Below are 20,448 nucleotides of genomic sequence, written 5' to 3' on the forward strand. Positions count from 1 at the left end.
GCCCCGCCGGAGCGATCCGGCGGGGTTTTTCGTTGGGAACCTCGTCCATGCCGGGACGTTCTTTCCCCGGCTGGCGCTTTGCGCCGTCAAGGAAACAAACCCAGGAGATGCGATATGAACTGGAATCAGGTCGAAGGAAATTGGGAGCAGTTCAAGGGCAAGGTCCAGAAGCAGTGGGGCAAGCTCACCAATGACGATCTGGACGTGATCAAGGGCAACAGGCGCGAACTCGCCGGCCGGCTGCAGGAGCGTTACGGCCACGCCCAGGACGCCGCCGAGAAGGACATCGATACCTGGCTGTCCCGCAACAATTAGACAGATTGGTTCGTCGTCCAGACCCGCCGGGGAAACCCGGCGGGTTTTGTTTGCGTTGTCGCTGCTAGTTCTCGGCTATCAAGCGGCCAAGCCCTTTTCGGTCAGGCTACAGAATACTCTATGAGCACCGGCCGTTCGGCGGATTCGCGAAGGGCTTTGGCCAGTCCGCTTGATGAGTCCACCTTGCTGTAAGGCAAATCATAGGCCTCGGCGATCTTGCGGAAAGCCGGCGGGGCCGGCGAAACGCCGACCGGCTCGACGGCGACATCGCGCATCGACACTTCGATCTCGCGATAGCCGCGATTGTTCCAGACCACGAAAATCACGCGTGCCTTGCTCTCCACCGCCGCCGCCAGTTCCGGCAGCGTGAACTGGAAGCCGCCGTCGCCGGTGAGGCAGACAACGGGCACATCCGGCATCGCAAGAGCCGCACCGATCGCGGCGGGCGGACCATAGCCCAGAGCGCCGTAGCCGGTTGCCGCATTGAACCAGCCGCCCGGCCGGTCGTGGTCGTAGTAGAGGTTGGCGGCATAGACCGGCTGGGTCGAGTCGCCAACGATCAGCGCGCCGGGCAACGCGTCGCGGATGGCCTCGACCGCCGCCAACTGAGCGGGCAATGCTGGACCCAGCCCGGTAAGTTCGGCACGCGCCGCTTGGCGGCATTCGGCCGCGCGCTTTTCGCCTTGCGAGGTGCCGGAGGCGCGGGCGCGATCCGAAAGGACGGCGAGCACCGCCTCCAGTCCCGCCTTGCTGTCGGTCTCGATCTTGACGGACGCCGGACGCCGGTCGAGTTGTTCGGCGTCGATGTCGATGCGGACAAGATTGGCAGGAAAGACGAAGCCGCCATCGGCATACATGTCATAGTCGGTCGGCCCGAACTCGGTGCCTATGGCGACCGCCAGATCGGCCGCGCCTATCAGCGCCCTAACAGATTTGAGGCTGGGGCTGGCCGGGACGACGAGGGGATGCCGGTGCAGCAGGCCGCGCCCGTTGGCTGTCAGCACGACGGGGGCGTCGAGACGCTCAGCGAGCGCCGTCAAAGCGGCTCCGGCGTGCCTGGCCCCGCCGCCGGCGAGGATGACCGGGCGCACCGCCTGCGCGATCAGCCGTGCGCCGGCCACCACAGCCGCATGGTCCGGCTCGGGCGGATCGGCCGTTTCGATCGGCTTGAGCGCCATTGCAGGCTTGCCCATGACATCGAGCGGGATTTCGATATGCACCGGCCCCGGCCGGCCGGTCTTGAACAGCGCGAAGGCGCGGTCGATCGCCGGCTGCAATTCCGCCGCGTTTTCGACGCGCGTCGACGACAGCGCAACCTTCTCCATCATGCCGCGCTGGTCGGGCAATTCGTGCAGGTAACCAAAACCCTTGCCGAGCGAAGCGAGGGCGTTGACGCCGGATATCACCAGCATGGGAACGGAATCGGCGCGTACCTGCGCCATCGCGGTGATGGTGTTGGTCAGCCCCGGACCGGTGATGACGAAGGCGACTCCCGGCCGGCCGCTGGCGCGGGCGTATCCATCGGCCATGAAACCTGCGCCCTGTTCGTGGCGGGGCGTGACGTGGCGGATCTTCGAACTTGCCAAGCCGCGATAGAGCTCGACCGTATGCACGCCCGGAATGCCGAACACGGTGTCGACGCCGTGATGTTCGAGCAGCGTGACGAGGGCTTCGCCGATGGTGGTCATGGCAGCGTCGAGGATATAGCGGCGATATAGCCGCGCTCTACGTTGCCCCCCTCTGTCCTGCCGGACATCTCCACCGCAAGGGGGGAGATTGGCAGCGTCGCGTTTGCCACCCTTTCCGCATCGTTGGCGATTGGCGAAAGCCAGACGGACAGCGCGATCTCCCCCCTTGCGGGGGAGAAGTCCGGCAGGACAGAGGGGGGTGCGAAGGAACAGGATCGTTCCGAAATAACTCTCATCCTCATGCCCTCAGCACCGGTCGCGTCAGGCATGTCGGCCCGCCCTCGCAGGCGATGCACAGCGCATCCGCCTCGAAAGTCGTGACCGTGCAGCCGGCAGCCTCCATCGCAGCCTTGGTCTTGGGAAAACCGGCCACCGCGATCACCTCGCGCGGCGCGGTCGGCAGCACGTTGAGGCTGAGGCCGTTGGAGGCGAAGAACTCGTCGGCATCGCCCTCGACCAGCCTGATGCCTTTTGCCTTCAACATCTGGTAGAATGCCGCCGGCAGCAGCGGCGCGTAGACCAGCGACAGATCGTCGGCGAGCGGGCTGATCACCGACATCAGATGCAGGCAGGCTTCCTCGCCGTGCCACAGCGGCAGGTCGAAGCCGAAGACGGAAATCCCGTGCGGCGAAAGCAGGTTGGCCATCTGCTGGATGCCGTCTTGGTTGGTGCGGACGCCGCGGCCGATTGCCAGCGTGGTGCGGTCCACCCACACGCAATCGCCACCCTCCACCGTGCCGGGCGCCTCGATGCGGCCGAGCACCGGCACGCCGAGCCGCGCATAGGCGGCCTCATGCAAATCGGGCTCCGGCTCGCGCAAAACCTTGCCCATCGACAGGATGACGGCGCCATGGTCGGTCACCAGCGAGGGATCGTGAGTGAAAACGGAATCGGCGAGGCCATCTTCCGCGTCGTCCAACCACTCGATATCAGCGCCCGAATTGGCCACCAGATCGGCAAGCGCCGCGTGCTGGAGTGCGGCCTTCGCGGGATCGAAACCCGGCCCATAGTGCCAGCGCGCCGGGTCGGCGCCACGCATGGCGGAAGACGCCCGGCGCATCAGCACTCGTTTCAGCGGCGCGGCCATCGCCTGCGACCCGTAGGCCTCCGTCACCGCCACATTCATCGCTGCTGTCCCCCCTGGATTGCAAGGACCAGTATCCACGCCGCATCGAACGCCGCAAGGGCCAGCCACGCCGGTCGTCTTGGCGTTGAGGCCGTTCGCGCGATTTTGCGCAGGCGGACAATTTTTTCTATCTTTTTGTAAAAGATGCTGCGGTCCTGTTGACGGTTCTGTCGCAAACTCTTCTGTAATGACGGCGAGGGCATGAAGGCTCTTTGTTTTCGGGAGTTCGTCATGTTCAAGGGCCGTCATTTCGACCAGTCGGTGATCCTGCTTTGCGTACGCTGGTACCTTGCCTGCAATCTGAGCCTGCGTGATCTGGAAGAAATGATGGCTGAACGTGGCCTGAGCCTCGATCACTCCACCGTGCATCGCTGGGTCGTGTGCTTCGCGCCGCAACTGCTGGAGCGCTTCAACCGGCGCAAGCGGACCGTCACCGGCAAGTGGCGCCTGGACGAGACCTATATCAAGGTCCGCGGTCAAGGGATGTATCTCTACCGTGCTATCGACAGCGTCGGCGACACGGTCGAGTTTTTCTTCAGTGAACACCGTGACCTGGTGGCTGCCAGACGCTTCCTGCGCAAAGCGTTTCAGCGTCATGGCCGCCCCGAGCGCATCGTCATAGACGGCAGCCAGACCAATCGCGAGGCAATCATTGCCTGCGACGGTGAAAGCCGGCTACGGGACCGCTCGCAGCGGCTCAAGCCGATCCGCATCCGCCGGAGCCGATACCTCAACAACCGGCTCAAGCAGGATCACCGGCGCATCAAGCGCCGCATCCGATCCATGCTCGGCTTCAAGTCGCAGACGAGCGCCGCCATGATTTTATCCGGCATCGAGATGATCCACATGATGCGCAAACGACAGGCGAGGTATGCCTACAATCCCAGGCCGTCGATCGCCGAACAGTTCGAAATCCTCGCCGCCTGAACGGCCCAAGTCTGCGCCGAGCGCATCTCTCGCGTGGGTTTGCGACAGAACCCGTAGAACGGCAGGTCCTTGAAAAGCGTCTGGTTGATCGACAGCGAGTCGCTGGTGCCGAGCAGCGTGTAGCCGTCCGATTATAAAACGATAGATTTATAAGGAAAGAGATTTCGTTTTCTGACCACCGGATGGAAAAATCGGCCGCATACGCCGTTGCGAGCGCACTATAACCAACCGGTTGGAAAGGACGTCGTTCAGGCGGTCAATCGGCGCGGTCCGAGAAGCGCGCCTTCACCAGCCGGTAGAAACCCTCGACAGTGGGCAAGGCTTTGGAAAGGCTATCAAAACGTGGGTCGCGGCCGGTCAGTTTCGCGTCGTGCAGGTCGGCCATGAAGCCGGCATGCACGGCCAAAATCCCGGCATCGGCGCCGGGTGCGGGCGTGGAAACGGCGACGGCCTCGGTCTTGCCCTTCACCCTCACCCGATCGAGTTCAGCCAGCGCGATCCGGCCGCCTGCCTGGCGCGCCGTCTCCTCGCCGACCAGGATCGACACGGCGAACGCCTTCGTCTCGCTTTCCAACCGGGACGCGAGGTTCACGGCATCGCCCAGCGCCGAATAGTTGAAGCGGAAGTCCGAGCCCATGTTGCCGACCACGCAGTCGCCGGTGTTGATGCCGACGCCGATGCGCAAGGGATGCGGCTTCTCGGAAAACAGCTCTGCCTCGACCTCGCGCTCGATGTTCAGCGCCTCCACGGCCTCCAGCATGGCCAGCGCCGCCTCGATCGCATGGAGCGCGTGGTCCGGATCGTCGAGCGGCGCGTTCCAGAACGCCATGATCGCGTCGCCGATATATTTGTCGATGGTGCCACCGGCCTTGAGGATGACGTCGGACAACGGATTGAGCAGCCGGTTCATCAGCCGCGTCAGCCCCTCCGGATCGTCTTTCATCTGCTCCGAAATGGTGGTGAAGCCGCGAACGTCACAGAACAGGATGGTGAGTTCGCGCCGCTCGCCGCCCAGCCTGAGATGCCCGGCATCCTCGGCGAGGCGGTCGACCAGCACCGGCGACAGATATTGCGAGAAGGCGCGGGTGATGCGCATGCGGCGGCGGCGCTCGGCGGCGTAATCGCGGGCGCTCTGGATTGCGGCGACGCAGGCGAAGGCGAGCGACGGGGCGAGCGGCGCGAGATAGAGGCGACCCAGGTGCAGGAGCAGAAAACTCGCCCCGAAGAACAGGACGATCACCGCCACCGACACCAGGCCGGTGACGTAACCGGTGCCGCGCCAGACGAAAAGGCCGGCGAGCAGGGCCGCGGCAATGGTTGCAAAGCCGGCTAACGGCATCGAGGCCGGCGCGACGGACAGGCCGCGCGCCAGATTCTCGGCCACGGTCGCCTGCAGCTCCGCGCCGGCGAGCAGGTTGCGGCTGCGCACCGTGTAGGAGGTGGCGAACACGTCGGCCCCGCCGGTATCGACGCCGGAGGCCGACTGCATCGACAGGCCGACAATGACGGTGCGACCGCGAAACGTGCCTTCGGGGAGGAAATTCTTCGGGTCGAGCGCCTGGTAATAGGAGACCGTCTGGAAGGTGCGCGCCGGTCCAAAGGCCTGGATCAGCGCGTCGGGCTGGGCGGGCGAAGGCTTCTCGCCCGCCGCATCCAGCAGGCGCCGCGCGAAGCCGTCGGCATAGGGCGGGATGCGCCGCACCACGCCGTCGCCGTCGAGCACCACCGAGGCGATGCCGGGTTTCGCGCCTGTAGCGGTGAAGGCCGGAAGGGGCTCGACGCGGATGTGCTGGTCGGCCTGCGGCGTGCGGATGACCGTCTCGTCGGCGGCCAGCACCACGCCCGGCCCGAGCGCTGCCGCCAGCGCCGCGTCGCCGGGCCCGGCGGAGGGCTCGGCGAAGATGATGTCCAGGCCGACCGCCTTCGCGCCAGCCTCGCGCAACGCGGTAACGAGTTCGGCATGCACGTCGCGCGGCCAGGGCCAGCGAAGGCCGATCTCGGCCAGCGACGGCTCATCGATGGCCACGATAATGGGCGAATCTTCGGTGGGAGACGGCGGCGCGAAGGTAGAAAAATAGTCGAAGATTTTCAGCTCGACCAGCCGCCAGGGCGAGGTCATCGAAGCGGCGATGACGGCTGCGGCGACCAGCGGGACGATGATGGCCAGTTGCCACAGGCGGCGCCTGGTGCCGCCGGCGCCGCGCGCCATCTCAGAACCGCATTTTCAGGGAGCCGGTGTACACCCGCCCCCAGCCGGGAGTATAGGGCGCGACCTCGAAGTCTTCGTCGAAGAGATTGTAGGCCGCCAGCTCAAGTTGGAAACGCTTGTCGAACGGCTCCCATGTCAACGAGGCGTCCGCGCTCCAGTAACCGTCCATCGATCTGGTGATGAAGCCGCCGTCGCCCAGTCCGGCACCCTGCCCGAGACGTTCTCCGATGTAGGTCCCCGCCACGGTAACCTTGAGGTTCGAGGTATTCACCCAGGTGAGACCAATTCGTGCCGTTCTGTCCGGCACATATGGAAGCGGCCCTCCGCTGTCGCGGTTTTCCGAGTCGATATAGGCAAAACTGGCGAATGCGCCGAAGCCGTGAGTCAACCACAGGTTCATCGTCGCACTGACACGATCGATACGGCCCTCGCCGACCGAGACCTGCCCCAAGGACAAGGGGACCGGAATAGCTAATGTCTCCAAATCCTGATGCTGGTAGTCGACCGAGGTGAAAACGTAGTTGTTCCATTCGGCATCCCAGCGCGCCGCAAAGGTCTCGGCGGTCCCCCCGACATCCAACGGAACTTGATTCGACTGCAATCCCAGGACGCCGATCGGCGCCAAAGTCGCGGCGTTGATCGCACTGCTTTCCCGAAGATAGGCAGCCCGCAACCAATGATCTTCGAATGGCGACCAGGCAATTCCAATCCGCGGTTCCGGCGTGAACTCGTTTAGCCCGCTGCCGTCGAGATACGTGGCGAACATGCCGGCTTCCGCCTTCAGGGAGGGCATGATGTCGTACGTCAGGTCCGCATAGATGCGACCAGCGGCAAGGTCGAAGTTCGACTCGCTGAAATTGAAAACAGGATCGTTGCCTCTGAGTTGCGAACCGGTGAGAACACTTCGATCCTGGTCGAATTGCCCAGCTTCAAGTCCGTACCGAAGGGTAAAATCGTCGATGCCGATGCTGTGATTCAAGGCACCGACAACAGACGTGGATTTTGACTCTACCTGCTGGAGTTCATCGATATAGAAATTTCCTATCTCCGTGGCGAATACAGTCGTACCAAGCTCAAGACTGCTCCGATTGAATCCAGACGCGAGAACGCCTACACTTGCGACATTGCGATAGCCAAAACTATGGCTCCAGGCAGCACCGAAGCTGCTGGTGCGGTCATCGACAGAGTTTGTATATGTCTGCCCTACAAAATCGGAGAATATTTTTACGCCGTTCGTCAGATCGTTTTTCGAGTCCTCAACCGCCGCGAAGGCGACGACATTGTCATTGGGGGTAGGACTGGCTGCAAAATAACCAAATCCACCCAACGTCTTGTCAGACAAATCCAGGGACATGTTGTCCACGGCTGCGTCAGGAGACCTGCCAATTCGAGATTCGTCCGTATCCCTCGCCGTCAGTTGGCCGTAGAAACTGACGGGGAACGGATAGGTGGCGTGGCCTCGCGCCTCGGCTTCGCCGTTCCAGCCGCTGCCGTCGCCGCCGACTGCGCCCCCTGACACCGACGCCTCGAAGAAGGGCCGATGCACCAGATTGGCGCCGCGCTCGCGGCTCGCGAGCATTCGAGGGTCCAGCAGCAGAGCTTGTATGAATGACCCGAGAACCTGACTGGTCGGTGTCGGCTCGGGGATGGGCGTGCCGCCATAGTCCCCCTCCACGGCGAATGGATTTGGGCTGCCAGCCACAGTCTGGTCAACAAGCGCGCTCGCGGAAAATGGGTCGAAGACCGCCTCGCCGTAATATCGGCCCCAGGCATCGAGCCCTTGCAACCGATAGGCCGAATTCAACGTCGATCCCTGGTCCCGGCTGGCGCTGAGGGCCGCATAGTCGCCACCGCGCGCCCGCGCTCGCTTGAGCGCTTCCTGGGCGGCGCGGATGGCGCGATCGGAATCATATTCGTTCGACGCGATCGCAACCTCGGCGGACGCCGTAACCGGGTCGTTGGGGTCGAGCCGGTTGGCGTTTTCCAGCGCTTGTTCGGCTGGCTCCTTGTCGCCCTTCTCGTAGTAGGCGGCGGCAAGTAGCAAGAGCACTTGTGCATAGGTCGGATTGGCAGTCGAGGCGGCGAGCAGGTCCTGCACGGCCTTATCCATCTCGTTCGTCTCGATATAATAGCGCCCGCGCGCCACCAGCCCGATTTCGAAGGATGGGTCCTCCGCCATTGCGGTGTCGATCTCGGCTTTCGCCTCGGCGACGCGGCCCTGGTCGAGATACAGCAGCGCGAGATTGGCGCGGGCGAGCGGGTCCTGCGGATCGAGTTCCACGCCCTTCAAGAAGGCCGCTTCGGCTTCGCGATCGGCTTCGCGCGCGCTCAGCACCAGCCCGAGCAGGTTCCAGACAGAGGTCGAGCCCGGCATCAGTTCGGAGGCGCGGGTGGCGTCGGCGAGCGCACCCTCGAGGTCGCTCTGCACAACGACGCGATAGCGGGCGCGCGCTTCGAGCGCCGTTGGATCATCTGGATCGAGCTTGAGCGAGCGCGCAATGGCTTCCTCAGCCTGCGGGCGGTCGTCGGCCAGGATAGCGAGTTGGGCGCGGATCGCCGGCAGGGTCGGATCATTCGGATAACGCTGCTCGGCGCGGCGGACAATTTTTATCGCCGCCGGAATGTCCTGAAGAAAACCCGCCGTCCAGGCAGCGGCGATGGCGCCGGCCGGGCCGCTGGCCTCGCCGCCTGGCGGCTGTTCGATACGGTTCGGATCGACCAGCGCACGGGAAAAATAGCCGCCATAGTCCGCCATCGCCTTGCGGCTGCCGGACAATCTCGGCGCGGCGCGGGAAAATAGCGGGATCGCGTCGGTGTAGCGCTTTTCTGAAGCCGCGATCATGGCGTCGACGAGGTCGAGCCGCGCGCGTTGTATGGGGGCGAGGCGGAAAGCGCGCGCCTGATCGGCAGCCTTTTTCGCGGCGGCGCGGCCGTCATAGGACAGCGCCACCTCGGCCAGCGTGAGCCATTGCTCGCCGGTGCGTGCCGCTTCGGGGATTTCAGCGATCTTCGCCCGCTCCTCCCGCATCTCGCGACTGGAAAGCGGCGAGGCGGGAAGAATCAAAAAACTGTCGCGGAGCGAGAGGTAAAAAAGCATCTGCTCGCGGTCGTCCGGCGCGACGATGACCGTCTTGGTCGGCGCGCGGCCGATCGCCGCCGAGGCTGCCTCGCCGGGCACCACCGTGACCGAGCCGAACTGGTTGGAAAGCTCGACCTTGCCTTCGAGCACGGTCAGCGAGGTGCGGTCGCCGACGACCGTCATCGTCCAGTCGGTGCCGCGAATGGCGGCCGCGGCTGCCGGCGTCTCGATGACGAGGCCCTCGCCGCCACGTTCGGCGCGCGCCCAGATGCTGCCGCTCTCGAGGCTGAACAGCGAATCGGCGCCGGGGTTGATCTCCTTCACCACCAAGGTGGTGTTGCGGCCGAGCCGGACCTGGGTGTTGTCGGCAAACAGAACGGCAAGGCTGCCCAGCGCGTTGGTGCGCAACTCGTCGCCGGCCAGCAGGTCCTGGTGGATGTCGACGCCGCGCCAGTTGCTGACGTCGATGAAACGCACTTCCTCGCCGGTCTTGCGGGCGATGACGGAGCCGGCGGCGGGCGCATTGCGTGCAACCGGGTCAGCGCTTACCATGTGACCGCAGCCGAGCATCAACCCCGCCGCCAGTGCCCCCACGAACTTGCGCATGATGCCTTTTCGCACCCCAAACCCTGGGCGTTATGGTGAAAAAGGCAAAGCGCTGTCAAGCTTCGGTGCGGCATTCCGGCGCAAGGCCGGGAAAGTCCGGCTCCGCCGATGGTTTTCGCCAACATCTTCGGCACGGGCTTCCGCTAGGGCATCCTCGCCCGGATGCTGCAATCGTTCCGCCGTCGATTCGCGCCGGGTGGCCCCTTAAGACCCGCCCGGCACGCGGCCCACAGGTTCACACCACGACGAAATCCGCCGCCGACAGCGACGGCGCACCGGTGAGCGTCGCGAAGTGGATGGCGAGGCCGGCACCGTTGCCGTCGGCGTCGTAGTAGAGATTGCCGGTGGCGGTGTCGTAGAGGATGCGGTCGCTGTCGTCCTGGGCCGCACCGCCGGCGCTGGCCCAGAAGGCCGCGCCGGGCAACACTCCGGTCGTGGACAGTGCCGAGAAGACGGACTTGTGCAGTTCGATCCGGTCTTCCGCTGCGTTGAAGTCGACGATGGTATCGACATTGCCGGCTCCAAGCGCCGAGGAGAAAACGAACATGTCCTTGCCGCCGAAGCCGCGCAGCGTGTCGATGCCGCCCTTGCCGTCGAGCCGGTTGGCTCCTGCATTGCCGATGATGTTTTGGCCGAATTCATTGCCGGTCAGGTCGATGCTGGACAGGCCGGCGGCACCATTGGTGGTGAACAGCTCGATCTCGACGCCCTTGCCGAGCGTGTAGTCGACCGCCGCCATGACGCGATCGGTTCCCTGGAGCAGACCGTCGACGATGATGTCGCCGGCATTGAACACGCGATATGTATCGTTGCCGCCGAAGCCGCGCAGGATGTCGGCCGCGCCGACGCCCCCGTCATGAAAGACATTGTCGCCGGCATTGCCGGTGATGACCTGGGCGAGGGTATTGCCGGTCAGGTCGATTGCCGTCGTGCCGTTGACGGACGTCGTCTGCAGGTATTCGACCTCGGCGCCGGCCGTGAGCTGGTAGCTGACGCCGGCGGCAACGCGGTCGGTACCCTCGCCGGCGTTCTCGACCACCACGTCGCCGGCATTGTAGATATAGTAGGTGTCGTTGCCGAACAGGCCTTCCAGCCTGTCTGCCGCGCCCTTGCCGCCGTCGTTGAGGATGTTGTCGCCATAGTTGCCGGTGATCGTCTGCGCAAGACGGTTGCCTGTCAGGTCGATCGCATAGGTGGCGGTGCGCGAAGTGGTGTTCAGCAGTTCGATCTCGGCGTCCGGCGTCAGGACGTAGCTCAGCGTCGCGGCCACCCGATCGTAGCCCTTGCCCAACTCCTCGAAAATCATGTCGCCGGCACTGCGGACGATATAGGTGTCATTGCCGCCCTGGCCCTTGAGATAGTCGGCCGCGCCCTTGCCGCCATCCAGAATGTTGTTGCCCTCGTTGCCGGTGATGACCTGGGAAAGTTCATTGCCGGTGAGATTGATCGCGGTGGCGGCCAGTCCCGAGGTGGTGTTGAGGTATTCGACATAGACGCCGGCGCCCAGCACATAGCTGACGCCGGCCGTGACACGGTCGGCTGAACCGTCGTTCTTGCCCTCGATGATGACGTCAGCGGCATTGTAGACGGCATAGGTGTCGTTGCCGCCACGACCGCTCATGATATCGGGAGACGAACCGAGCCCTGGGCCGGCGACGCCGCCGTCGTTCAGGAGGTTGTCGCCGTCATTGCCGACGATGGTCTGCGACAGGGAATTGCCTTTCAGGTCGATCGCCGTCGTGCCCTTGGAGTTGGTCGTGGTCAGGAACTCGATATCGGCATCGGAGGCGAGCGCATAGCTGGTGTTGGCCGATACGCGGTCGGCGGTTCCTTCGCCGGCCAGCTCGACGACCACGTCGCCCGCATTGTTGACGTAGTAGGTGTCGTTGCCGCCCTTGCCCTCCATCGTGTCGGCGCCGAAGCCGCCGTCGAGCGTGTTGTCGGAGCCATTGCCGACAAGAACGTCGCCGTCGCTGTCGACGCCCTTGATCGTGATCGTGACGGTCGCCGTGTAGCCACCCTCGATCATGTAGGTGAAGCTCTCGATGGCGGTGAGGTTGGTGGCGCCCGAAAGCGGACCGGGCAGGCTGTCGAACTTGCCGTTCGGGTCGTAGCTGAAGGTGCCGTCCGAATTGACCGTCAGCAGCGCACCGGAAGGCAGTGTGATCTGCGTGTCGACATTGGCGGCGCTGCCGTTCACCTCGGCGATGACGAAATCCGGACCGCTGTCGAAGCCGTCGCCGTTGTCGTCAAAGAGGTTCTCGCCGGCGCCGAGCGTGCGGTCCTCGCGGACGCTGAAGGCGTCGTCCTGTGCGCCGGTGGCGGTGATGCCGATAATGATCGGCGCGGAATACCCTTCGCCATAGTCCTTGCCGTCGTCGATCGTCATGCCGATAATGCGCAGCGGCAGATAGTTGCCGGGGTCGGCCACCGAGCCGTCCGGATCGTCGCCGGAGGAGAAGGTGACGGTGCGCAGCACCTTCTCGTAGTTTGCCAGCGTGTCGTTGCCGGTGAGCGTCAGCGTGAAGGTGTCAGGATCATAGACCGCGGTGATCGCCGTGCCGGTCGTGTCGGCGGCCAGCACGTCGCCGGGCAGGCCACCCGGGCCGCTCGAATCGTCGAGGAAGACGGTCGCGCCGACCGCCGTCCCGCCATCGGGATCGACGTCCTCCAGTTCGAGGCGGGGCGCGAGGGTGAGCGTGTCGCCCTCGGTGAACTCGACGAGGCGCGGATAAAGCCACTCGAATTCGGTATCCATCTGGCCGACGGCGATGTCCTGCGGCACGCCGTAGGTGGGGATTGGCGTCAGGTCCGGGCTGAAGGTGCCGTCGCCCTTGCCGAGCAGGACATGGATGTCCTCGCTGCCCTTGTTGACGACGACGATGTCGAGGCTGCCGTCGTCGTTCATGTCGGCGAGCGTCAGGCTCGATGGATCCGACCCGACCTGATACGTCGTCGGCGGAGAGAAAGTCCCGCTGCCGGTGCCCAGCATGACGTTGACGGTATCGAGCCCGGTCTCGGAAAGGACCATGTCGAGTTTGCCGTCGCCGTTGAGATCGCCCAGTTGCACATCGGTCGCTGCAACTGCGAGGGTCAGCATGGGGATCGCGGGGTTAAAGCCGCCGAAACCATTGTTCAGCAGGACCGAAACGAGACTGCTCGCAGCGTCGGTGACCACCAGATCCAGCCCGTTGATTCCGTCGATGTCGCCGACTGCGATGCTGCCCGGCAGCGCTCCCATCGGAGTCGGAGGCATGAAGAAAAACGAGCCGTTGCCATCGCCCGTTCCAATAAGGGCGCCGAGGGATGTGGCGGCGGCGATATCGAGCTTGCCGTCCTTGTTGAAGTCGCCGACAACCATTTCGGTCAGGCCGAACCCGAAAGCCATGGGAACCATGGTGCTGGCAAACGACCCGTCGCCCGCGCCAAGCAGCACATTCATCGTGCCCAAGGGGCCGGCAGTAGCCAGATCGAGGTTTCCGTCGCCGTTGAAATCGCCGCTCACCATCGAAGCGGCGCCGGGTGTGATCGGAATCGGTGACGATTCGAAGGGGACCAGGCAGCCGCAACCGTCGTTTTCGAGAACAGTGACGGTACCAACCACCGCATTGTTAACCGCGACATCGAGATCGCCGTCGTTGTCGAAATCGCCTAGCACGACCTTGGTCGGACCGGTGCCGGCGCCTTCCGCGGATCCACTCAGCGCGCCGCCGTCGCCGTCTCCACTGATCACGTCGACGGCATCGTCGCCGGGCAAGGTGACGACGAAGTCGAGGCCGGGAGACAACCGGAAGATCGGCGCGTCGTTCACCGCCTCGACCTCGACCGAGGCCTGCGCCGTGCCGGTCGAATAAGCGGATGTGCTGCCGTTGACCGACGTGTCGGCATACTGGCGCGTCGTATCGTCGGAAGGCGTGCCGGCCGTCTGGTCCCAGGCGCGGAAGTCTATCGTCGCCGTCTCGCCGTCGATGCCGTCCGGCATGTAGCTGACCAGTGCATCCGGCGATAGAAGCAGCGCGTGGCCATCGGAAACCGCGCCGAAGCTGAGCCAGGTGAAGCCGCCGTCGGTCGAATACTCCCATTCGCCGTTGCCGGAGAGCCCGGTAACCGCGATGCCGACATCGTCGCCGTCGACATCGCCAAGCGTCGTGCCGGCAAGCAGCTCAGCGACAGTCACCTCGGTGTTCGGGAAATCCTCGTCCGTCGCGGGCAGTTCGACCGGCCCGCCCGACAGCGTCGGCGCGGCGTTTACCGCCGTGATCGATACGGTGGCGCCGACCAAAACGGTGGCGGAATCGACACCCCCATTGTCCGTACCGCCATTGTCACGAATGCCGGTCAGCGTGACGATACGGTCGGTGGTCTCCGGCCCTTCGCTCGTATTCGAATAGGTCAGTCCGTCGATCAATGTCTGGGCGTCGGCGGCCGAGATGCCACCGGGCATGGAAAGCGTGACGGTTGCAACGCCGCCGGTGACGGCAACGCTGTAGCCAATGCCGTTCGCGGAGGTCGTCCCATTCGCGCCGTCGGTCAGCGCTACATTGGTGCCGTCGACGCCTAGGATCTCGTCGGCGCCGTCGGCAAGGTTCTCGACCGTCAGCGTGACCTGGTCGATCTCCTGTCCGGCTTCGCCGGTGGAGGCGGATACACCGGAGAACAGGTCCACTGCCGCCCCGCCTTCTGTAAAGGTCGGTGTGCCGCCGGCAGCGATGAGGGAAGGCGCATCGTTGACCCCGTCGACACCCATCGTGACCACCGCGGTGGGGCTGGTCCCGCCGTCGCCATCGGTGACGGTGACGGAAATCGTCCGGTTGCCCGTCGTGGGATCGATGCCGTCGCTGTTAGAATAGGTCAGGGCACGGACCAATGCCTGGACGATCGATGGAGTGGCATTGGCATTGAGCGTGACGACGAGGTTATTGGTGCCCGTCCCGCCTGTGACTGTTCCGATCGTTGTGCCGCCGTAAGTGACATCGGCGCCGGAAACGCCGATCTGGCCGGGGCCGAAGCCCTGATTGTCGATACCAAGCACATCTTCGGCCGCCACACGGTTGCCGGTGATTGCAACCGTCACCGTGCCGGTGTCGAAATTAACCGATTCGGCGTCCGTGACCGTGGCATCGCCTCCAGCATCGAGGAAAACGGGCGTCCCACCCTCGGTAAAACCTGGCGCATCGCCGTTGAGGTTTCCAAGCATCGGCGCCGTGTTGGCGGCCGCGGTCGTGAAATTCAGGAACGTCTTGTCGGTGATGCCGGCGCGCACGACGCCGTCAAGCCGGCCGAAGCCGATGCCGTCGGAATCGACGATCGCGTCGAGGTCGAAGGTCAGGTAATAGCCGGTCGATCCGGCGAGCGTGGTGGAGGGGTTGATCGTCAGCGTCGCGGTGCCGGATCCGGAAACTTGGCCGACGTCGGAAGTCGAAATGGTCTCGACCACGGAGCCATCCGAGGTGCGGCGCAGATAGATATTGCCACCGCCGGCGAAGACGGCTTCGTCGAAGGTGAGCGTGAGATTGGCGGATGGAGGAAAGCCGGTGGCGTTGTCAGCCGGGGTGGAGGATATGAGTTCGGGTGGCGATCCGTCGCCCAAACCGTTCTGCGCGAAATAGCTGCCCGTGGTGCCGTTGACGCCGACGAGAAGGTCGATGTCGCCATCACCGTCGAAATCCGCGACTTCGTAGTTCGTTCCTATATTGTTGGGTAGTGTCAGGTCGGCAAAGGGCGAATCGGCCAGATCGTAATCGACAAACGTGCCATCGCCATTGTTGCTGGCATATTTGAAAGCGGTGCCGTCCGCGCCGGTCTGGTACAGGATGTCGACATCGCCATCGCTGTCGAAATCGGCGAAACTCATGCGGGCTCCGCCGAGCGGGGCAGGGAACGTCGCCGTGGATTGCGACGAAAAGGTCTCGCCGTCGTTGCGGAAATAGCTCCCCGTCGAACCGTTGACGCCGACCAGCACATCGCTGTCGCCATCTCCATCGAAATCGTGGACAAAGTATCGTCCGCCAACATTGTTCGGCAGCGTCAAGCCGGTAAAGGGAGATGCCGACTGGGCGACGAGAGTGAATGTGCCGTCGCCGTTGTTGATGCCGTACTGGAAGGGGGTGCCGTCCGCGCCGGTCTGGTAAAGAATGTCGGCGTCGCCATCGTTGTCGAAATCGCCAACCGCCATTCGGGCGCCACCGGCCGGAGCCGGAAACGTGGCGGTGGATTGCGATGTGAAGGTTCCGCCGTCATTGCGGAAATAGCTTCCGGTCGTGGCGTTGGTCCCCACCAGGAGATCCTTGTCGCCATCACCGTCGAAGTCGACAAAGTAATAGTTCTCGCCAGTGCGATTCGGCAGGGTAAGGCCCGCAAACGGAGATGCCGCCTGGGCGACGAGAGTAAAGGTGCCGTCGCCGTTGTTGACACCGTACTGGAATGGGGTGCCGTCCGCGCCGGTCTGGTAAAGAATATCGGCATCGCCGTCGCCGTCGAAGTCACCGACGGTCATGCGCCCGCCCCCTAGCGGCGCCGGGAATGTCGATTCATCCTCGTCGTCGAACTTCACCGGCAGGACATGGGCATAGGTGCCGCGCGCTTCCTGCGAAACGAACATCGCTGCGGAGGGCAAGCCGCTCGAGACGCTCAGATCCCAGCTGCCGCCGAGTGCCGCGGCGCCGACAGGGCCTTCGGCCGCCGCGACGGAGGCGCCGGTCATATCGGCAAGGCGTTCGATGAAGTTGCGCCCTTCCAGGCCCTGTCCGACTTCGCAGCCATAGACGAGGATGTCGCCGCCGTCGCGCAATGCCGCACCGATCGAAGCGAGTTCGTCGGCATTGTAGGCAAGATTTCGTGCATTCAGCCCGTTCGCACCGATGCGGATGTGGGCAGGCGCGCCATGCGAGAGGATGTGGATCGCGGCAAGGTCGCGGACTTCGCGGAGCGCAGCCGCCATCTGCGCCACGCCGTCCAGCGCGACGTCGAGGACCACGATGCAGGTGGTCGACGGCACGTCTCGCGTCAGTGTCAGCCAGTCGGCAACGCGCGGATCGACGAACAGATATGCCGTTACGGAAGCTTCGGTCCGTGCCTCGAATGCGAATGGCCTAGTCATCGATCCCTCCCCGAAAACAGCTTCAGGACGCCGGCACAATCCTGCATCGCGGCGTCCGGACATTCGGACATCCGGCGAGGTTTCTTGGCTATGTCATCCGAGAAGCCCGGCTGCCGCCGGTTTCTCCGCCCGATCGGCCCTACCGAGCCTGCCCCGTCTCACCAATTCCGCAAACGAACCGGTGCTGCCCGGAAAAGTTGTAGGCGATTCGGCAGTGTACCGACAGCCGATCCGCAAAAAAATTTCAATGCGCAGTAAATAGAATGTAGTGGCCGCAACCCTGCGCCGCCCTGTCGATATTGTGGCGCCGTAAAGCGGAAAAGCCGGGTTCGAAAACATCCGGCAGGGACACGGGTGCCGGTCAGGCGCCCGTGTCGATAAAATCGTTGCTCGTCGGCATGGTCAGACGACGACAAAGTCCGAAGCGTCGATCCCAGGCGCGCCAAGCAATGTGGCGAACTGGATGCCGGCGCTGCCGCCGACGCCGTCGGCATCGTAGAACAACGCGCCGCTGTCGGTGTCGTAGACGATGCGGTCATCGGCGTCCTGGGCCAGGCCCGAGGCATTGGCGGAGAACATCCCCGCGCCGAGAACGCCCACAGCGAGCGTGGCGAAGACCGTGGCGTCCAGCTCGATATGGTCGACGCCGCTGGCGAAGTCGACGATGGTGTCGCTGTTGCCGCCGCCCGGCGCGGTCGTGAAGGCAAAAATGTCGGCTCCGCCAAGGCCGCGCAGCGTGTCGGCGCCCGCGCCACCATCAATGCGGTTGGCCCCGGCATTGCCGGTGATCGACTGGCCGAACTCGTTGCCGGTGAGATCGAATGCCGAAATATTCCCGGCCGAGCTGGTGTTCATCTGCTCGATCTCGGCGCCGCCTGTGAGCGCGAAGCTTGTACCGACAACGACGCGGTCGACGCCATCCCCGGCAGCTTCGATGATCGTGTCGCCCGAATTGTACACGTAATACGTGTCGTCGCCCTTCAGTCCAGTCAGCGTGTCGGCGGCGCCCTTTCCACCATCGTTTAGGATATTGGCGCCGTTGTTGCCGATGATCTCCTGGGCGAAGCGGTTGCCGGTCAGATCCAGATCGTAGTTCGCCTGCAGCGAAGTCGCCCGCAGCGCCTCGACGTGGACGTCCGCGCCCAGTCTGTAGTCGACGCCGGCCAGAACGCGGTCGAAGGCGCCTTGGGCGGAACCTTCGACGACCACATCGGCGGCGTTATAGACGACGTAGACATCGTTGCCGCCGCCGCCCCGCAGGATATCGGCGCTTCCGTGGCCGCCGTCATGCAGCACATTGTTGCCCTGGTTGCCGACGATGGTCTGCGAAAGCGTGTTGCCCGTAAGATCGATGCTGCCCTTCCCTGCCGAACTGGTCGTCGTCAGAAGCTCGACTTCCGCGCCTGCCGACAGCTTGTAGTCGACCCGAGCGCTGACGCGGTCGCTGCCGCCGCCCGAGGCTTCGATCACCAGGTCGCCGGCATCGTCGACCACATAGGTGTCGTCACCGCCGAGACCGGCCATCTGGTCGGCCCCCTTGCCGCCGTCGATGAGGTTGGCATCGGCGCTGCCCGTGACCACGTCGATACCGGCTGAACCGATGACGTTCTCGAATTCGGTCACGCCGCCGGTGCCGGACGCGAGGCCGGTCGAAAGGTCCACGATGGCGCCGCCGCTCGTATAGCTGCGGTAATCCAGCGTGTCGGAGCCGAGGCCGCCCTTGCTGACGCCGGTGATGTCGGAGCCGTCCTCGACGAACAGCGTGTTGTCGCCGGTGCCGAACTCTATGGCCGTGCCGACGCCCTCGATCTTGCCGCTGTTGCGGATCACATCGTCATGGGCGCTGATGATGCGGATGGCGATGCCGGCACCCGCGGAAATCGTGCCGTCATTGTCGATGGTGGTCAGGAACGGCGCGTCGCCCTGCGAGCTGTCGTCGATGAGGATGCCGAGGCCCGCGCCGATGATTGAAGCGCCGGCATGGTTGTTGATGGTGCCGCCGCCGGCTGCGATGCCCTCGCTGGTGTTCTTCAAACCGTCCGATCCGTTGCCGTTCGCGCCGATTCCCTGAACGGTGCCGAAATTCTCCAGCGTCAGTTCGCCATCCACGTCGATGCCGTCGCCGTCGCCGTCGAAGGTGCCGTCCGGCCCGCCGCCATCTTCCTGGCCGACAGTGCTGCCGTTCTCGTCGACGCCGGGCGTGTAGCCGCCGGTGATCGTCCCGTAATTGGTGACCGTCGCCGTGCCGTCGGAACCGATGCCCGACCCGTTGCGGCCGGTGATGGCGGCCTCGGTGTCGCCGACCGCGCCGTTGATGACCGTGATGGTGGAATTCTCGCCGGCATTGATGCCATGGCGGTCGGCGCTGATAGAGCCCTTGCCGTAGTTTTCGACCGTGCCGGAGGCACCGTCCTGGAAGTCGACGCCGTCGACACCCTGGCTGTTGGTCAGCGTGTCTGCGCCGCCGTTGATAGTGCCGCGATTGACCAGCTCACCGACGGCGCCGAACCGCACGCCCGCCTCGGAGCCGGATTCGATCGCCGCGCCGGCCTTGTTGTCGACGATCGCCTTGAAGGTGCCCGATACGTTGCCGAAGTCCAGGCCCTGGCCGGACACGGAAAGGATCTTGCCGGCATTGTTGACCGTGATGGTTCCCGAGTCGACCGTGCCGGCCTCGACCTGGATCGTATCGTCATTCGACTGGATCGTGCCGGTCGCAGAATTGTTGATGGTGGCGACCGGCGTGGTGCCGACGGCCGCCTCGAAACGAATCGCGCGCCCTTCGGCGGCGGTGTTCTCGATCAGGCCGTCATTGGTGATGACCGCGTCGCTGGTGACGCCGTTGAAGCGGATGGTCTGGTTTTTGTCCGAGACCGAAAGGATGCCGAGCACATCGACGAAGCCGCTATCGGCTCCCGACATGGACTGGCGCGAAGTGTTGGTCTGGTTCGGTCCTACGCTAAAGCTCGGCATGTCTCGACCTCTTCAAACGCGACTGCCCGCTCAGGCCGTCTGCGATGTATTTTCCAGGAATTTTGTGGAGTGCCCGGCCGGATGCGTTCCGGTAGCGCCCCCCAGCACCCACGCACGCAAAACGTGCCCATCAGGGCACATGCCGAGCCTATGTTACGGGGATATGACGGCCCTGCCGGATTGGTTGACGATGGGCAAAGCGGCTTGGCACAGGCCGGCCGGCTTCGCGCCACCCGCCCGGACAGGCGAACGCTGGCTCGGGCACGGAATGCGATTCCTGCAAGACATCCGATTGAAACAGTCGAAGGGGAGAGACACGATCAGCGGCCGGCTGCGATGCGCGCCCGTCCGGGAGAAAGAGCGACCCGTGAAAACCGTCTCCGCCCTTGTCGCTATCGCCCTCGTGCTGACGCTCGCCGGTTGCGC

General features: G+C 64.3%; 8 protein-coding genes. 2 read left to right on the top strand and 6 right to left on the bottom strand.

Translation table 11 applies throughout. The features are described 5' to 3' along the window. Window positions 1–114: 114 nt before the first annotated feature. Entirely contained in the window at window positions 115–315 is a 201-nt protein-coding gene (locus ACSBOB_RS01015) for a CsbD family protein (RefSeq protein ID WP_442580614.1), read from the top strand. A gap of 101 nt (window positions 316–416) precedes the next feature. On the opposite strand, the gene ACSBOB_RS01020 is transcribed toward ACSBOB_RS01015, so the two are convergent. Together ACSBOB_RS01020 and ACSBOB_RS01025 are read right to left on the bottom strand one after the other, a co-directional pair. Further along, the gene (locus ACSBOB_RS01020) at window positions 417–2,003 is read right to left on the bottom strand and encodes a 5-guanidino-2-oxopentanoate decarboxylase (protein ID WP_442580615.1); all 1,587 of its coding nucleotides are present in this window, start codon (window positions 2,001–2,003) and stop codon (window positions 417–419) included. A gap of 238 nt (window positions 2,004–2,241) precedes the next feature. Continuing rightward, the gene (locus ACSBOB_RS01025) at window positions 2,242–3,090 is read right to left on the bottom strand and encodes a dimethylarginine dimethylaminohydrolase family protein (RefSeq protein ID WP_442583938.1); all 849 of its coding nucleotides are present in this window, start codon (window positions 3,088–3,090) and stop codon (window positions 2,242–2,244) included. A gap of 270 nt (window positions 3,091–3,360) precedes the next feature. Between ACSBOB_RS01025 and ACSBOB_RS01030 the strand changes: the two genes are divergently transcribed. Beyond that, window positions 3,361–4,056 (top strand): IS6 family transposase, encoded by a 696-nt coding sequence (locus ACSBOB_RS01030; protein ID WP_442580616.1) that lies wholly within the window; start codon window positions 3,361–3,363, stop codon window positions 4,054–4,056. A 256-nt stretch (window positions 4,057–4,312) separates the two neighbouring features. Here the strand turns inward: ACSBOB_RS01030 and ACSBOB_RS01035 are convergent, their stop codons facing one another. The 4 genes from ACSBOB_RS01035 to ACSBOB_RS01050 form a co-directional block, all read right to left on the bottom strand. Next, on the bottom strand, window positions 4,313–6,265 hold the full coding sequence (locus ACSBOB_RS01035) for a CHASE2 domain-containing protein (protein ID WP_442580617.1): 1,953 nt from the start codon (window positions 6,263–6,265) through the stop codon (window positions 4,313–4,315). 1 nt (window position 6,266) lies between these two features. After that, a complete protein-coding gene (locus ACSBOB_RS01040) occupies window positions 6,267–9,950 on the bottom strand; it encodes a FecR domain-containing protein (RefSeq protein ID WP_442580618.1) in 3,684 nt (1,227 codons plus the stop codon). A gap of 235 nt (window positions 9,951–10,185) precedes the next feature. Continuing rightward, window positions 10,186–17,049: an FG-GAP-like repeat-containing protein gene (locus tag ACSBOB_RS01045; protein ID WP_442580619.1), complete on the bottom strand. Its 6,864-nt coding sequence runs from the start codon at window positions 17,047–17,049 to the stop codon at window positions 10,186–10,188. Window positions 17,050–17,451: 402 nt separating this feature from the next. Next, window positions 17,452–20,022, bottom strand: coding sequence for a beta strand repeat-containing protein (locus ACSBOB_RS01050; RefSeq protein WP_442580620.1), 2,571 nt, complete (start codon window positions 20,020–20,022; stop codon window positions 17,452–17,454). Between the last annotated feature and the right edge of the window lie 426 nt (window positions 20,023–20,448).

The organism is Mesorhizobium sp. KACC 23794, from assembly GCF_052180275.1.
Lineage (GTDB): Bacteria > Pseudomonadota > Alphaproteobacteria > Rhizobiales > Rhizobiaceae > Kumtagia.

Excerpts from the sequence above, each read along its gene's own strand:
- ACSBOB_RS01025 (WP_442583938.1), bottom strand. The coding sequence starts at position 3,090 with ATGGCCGCGCCGCTGAAACGAGTGCTGATGCGCCGGGCGTCTTCCGCC.
- ACSBOB_RS01050 (WP_442580620.1), bottom strand. The coding sequence starts at position 20,022 with ATGCCGAGCTTTAGCGTAGGACCGAACCAGACCAACACTTCGCGCCAG.
- ACSBOB_RS01045 (WP_442580619.1), bottom strand. The coding sequence starts at position 17,049 with ATGACTAGGCCATTCGCATTCGAGGCACGGACCGAAGCTTCCGTAACG.
- ACSBOB_RS01015 (WP_442580614.1), top strand. The coding sequence starts at position 115 with ATGAACTGGAATCAGGTCGAAGGAAATTGGGAGCAGTTCAAGGGCAAG.
- ACSBOB_RS01030 (WP_442580616.1), top strand. The coding sequence starts at position 3,361 with ATGTTCAAGGGCCGTCATTTCGACCAGTCGGTGATCCTGCTTTGCGTA.
- ACSBOB_RS01040 (WP_442580618.1), bottom strand. The coding sequence starts at position 9,950 with ATGCGCAAGTTCGTGGGGGCACTGGCGGCGGGGTTGATGCTCGGCTGC.
- ACSBOB_RS01020 (WP_442580615.1), bottom strand. The coding sequence starts at position 2,003 with ATGACCACCATCGGCGAAGCCCTCGTCACGCTGCTCGAACATCACGGC.
- ACSBOB_RS01035 (WP_442580617.1), bottom strand. The coding sequence starts at position 6,265 with ATGGCGCGCGGCGCCGGCGGCACCAGGCGCCGCCTGTGGCAACTGGCC.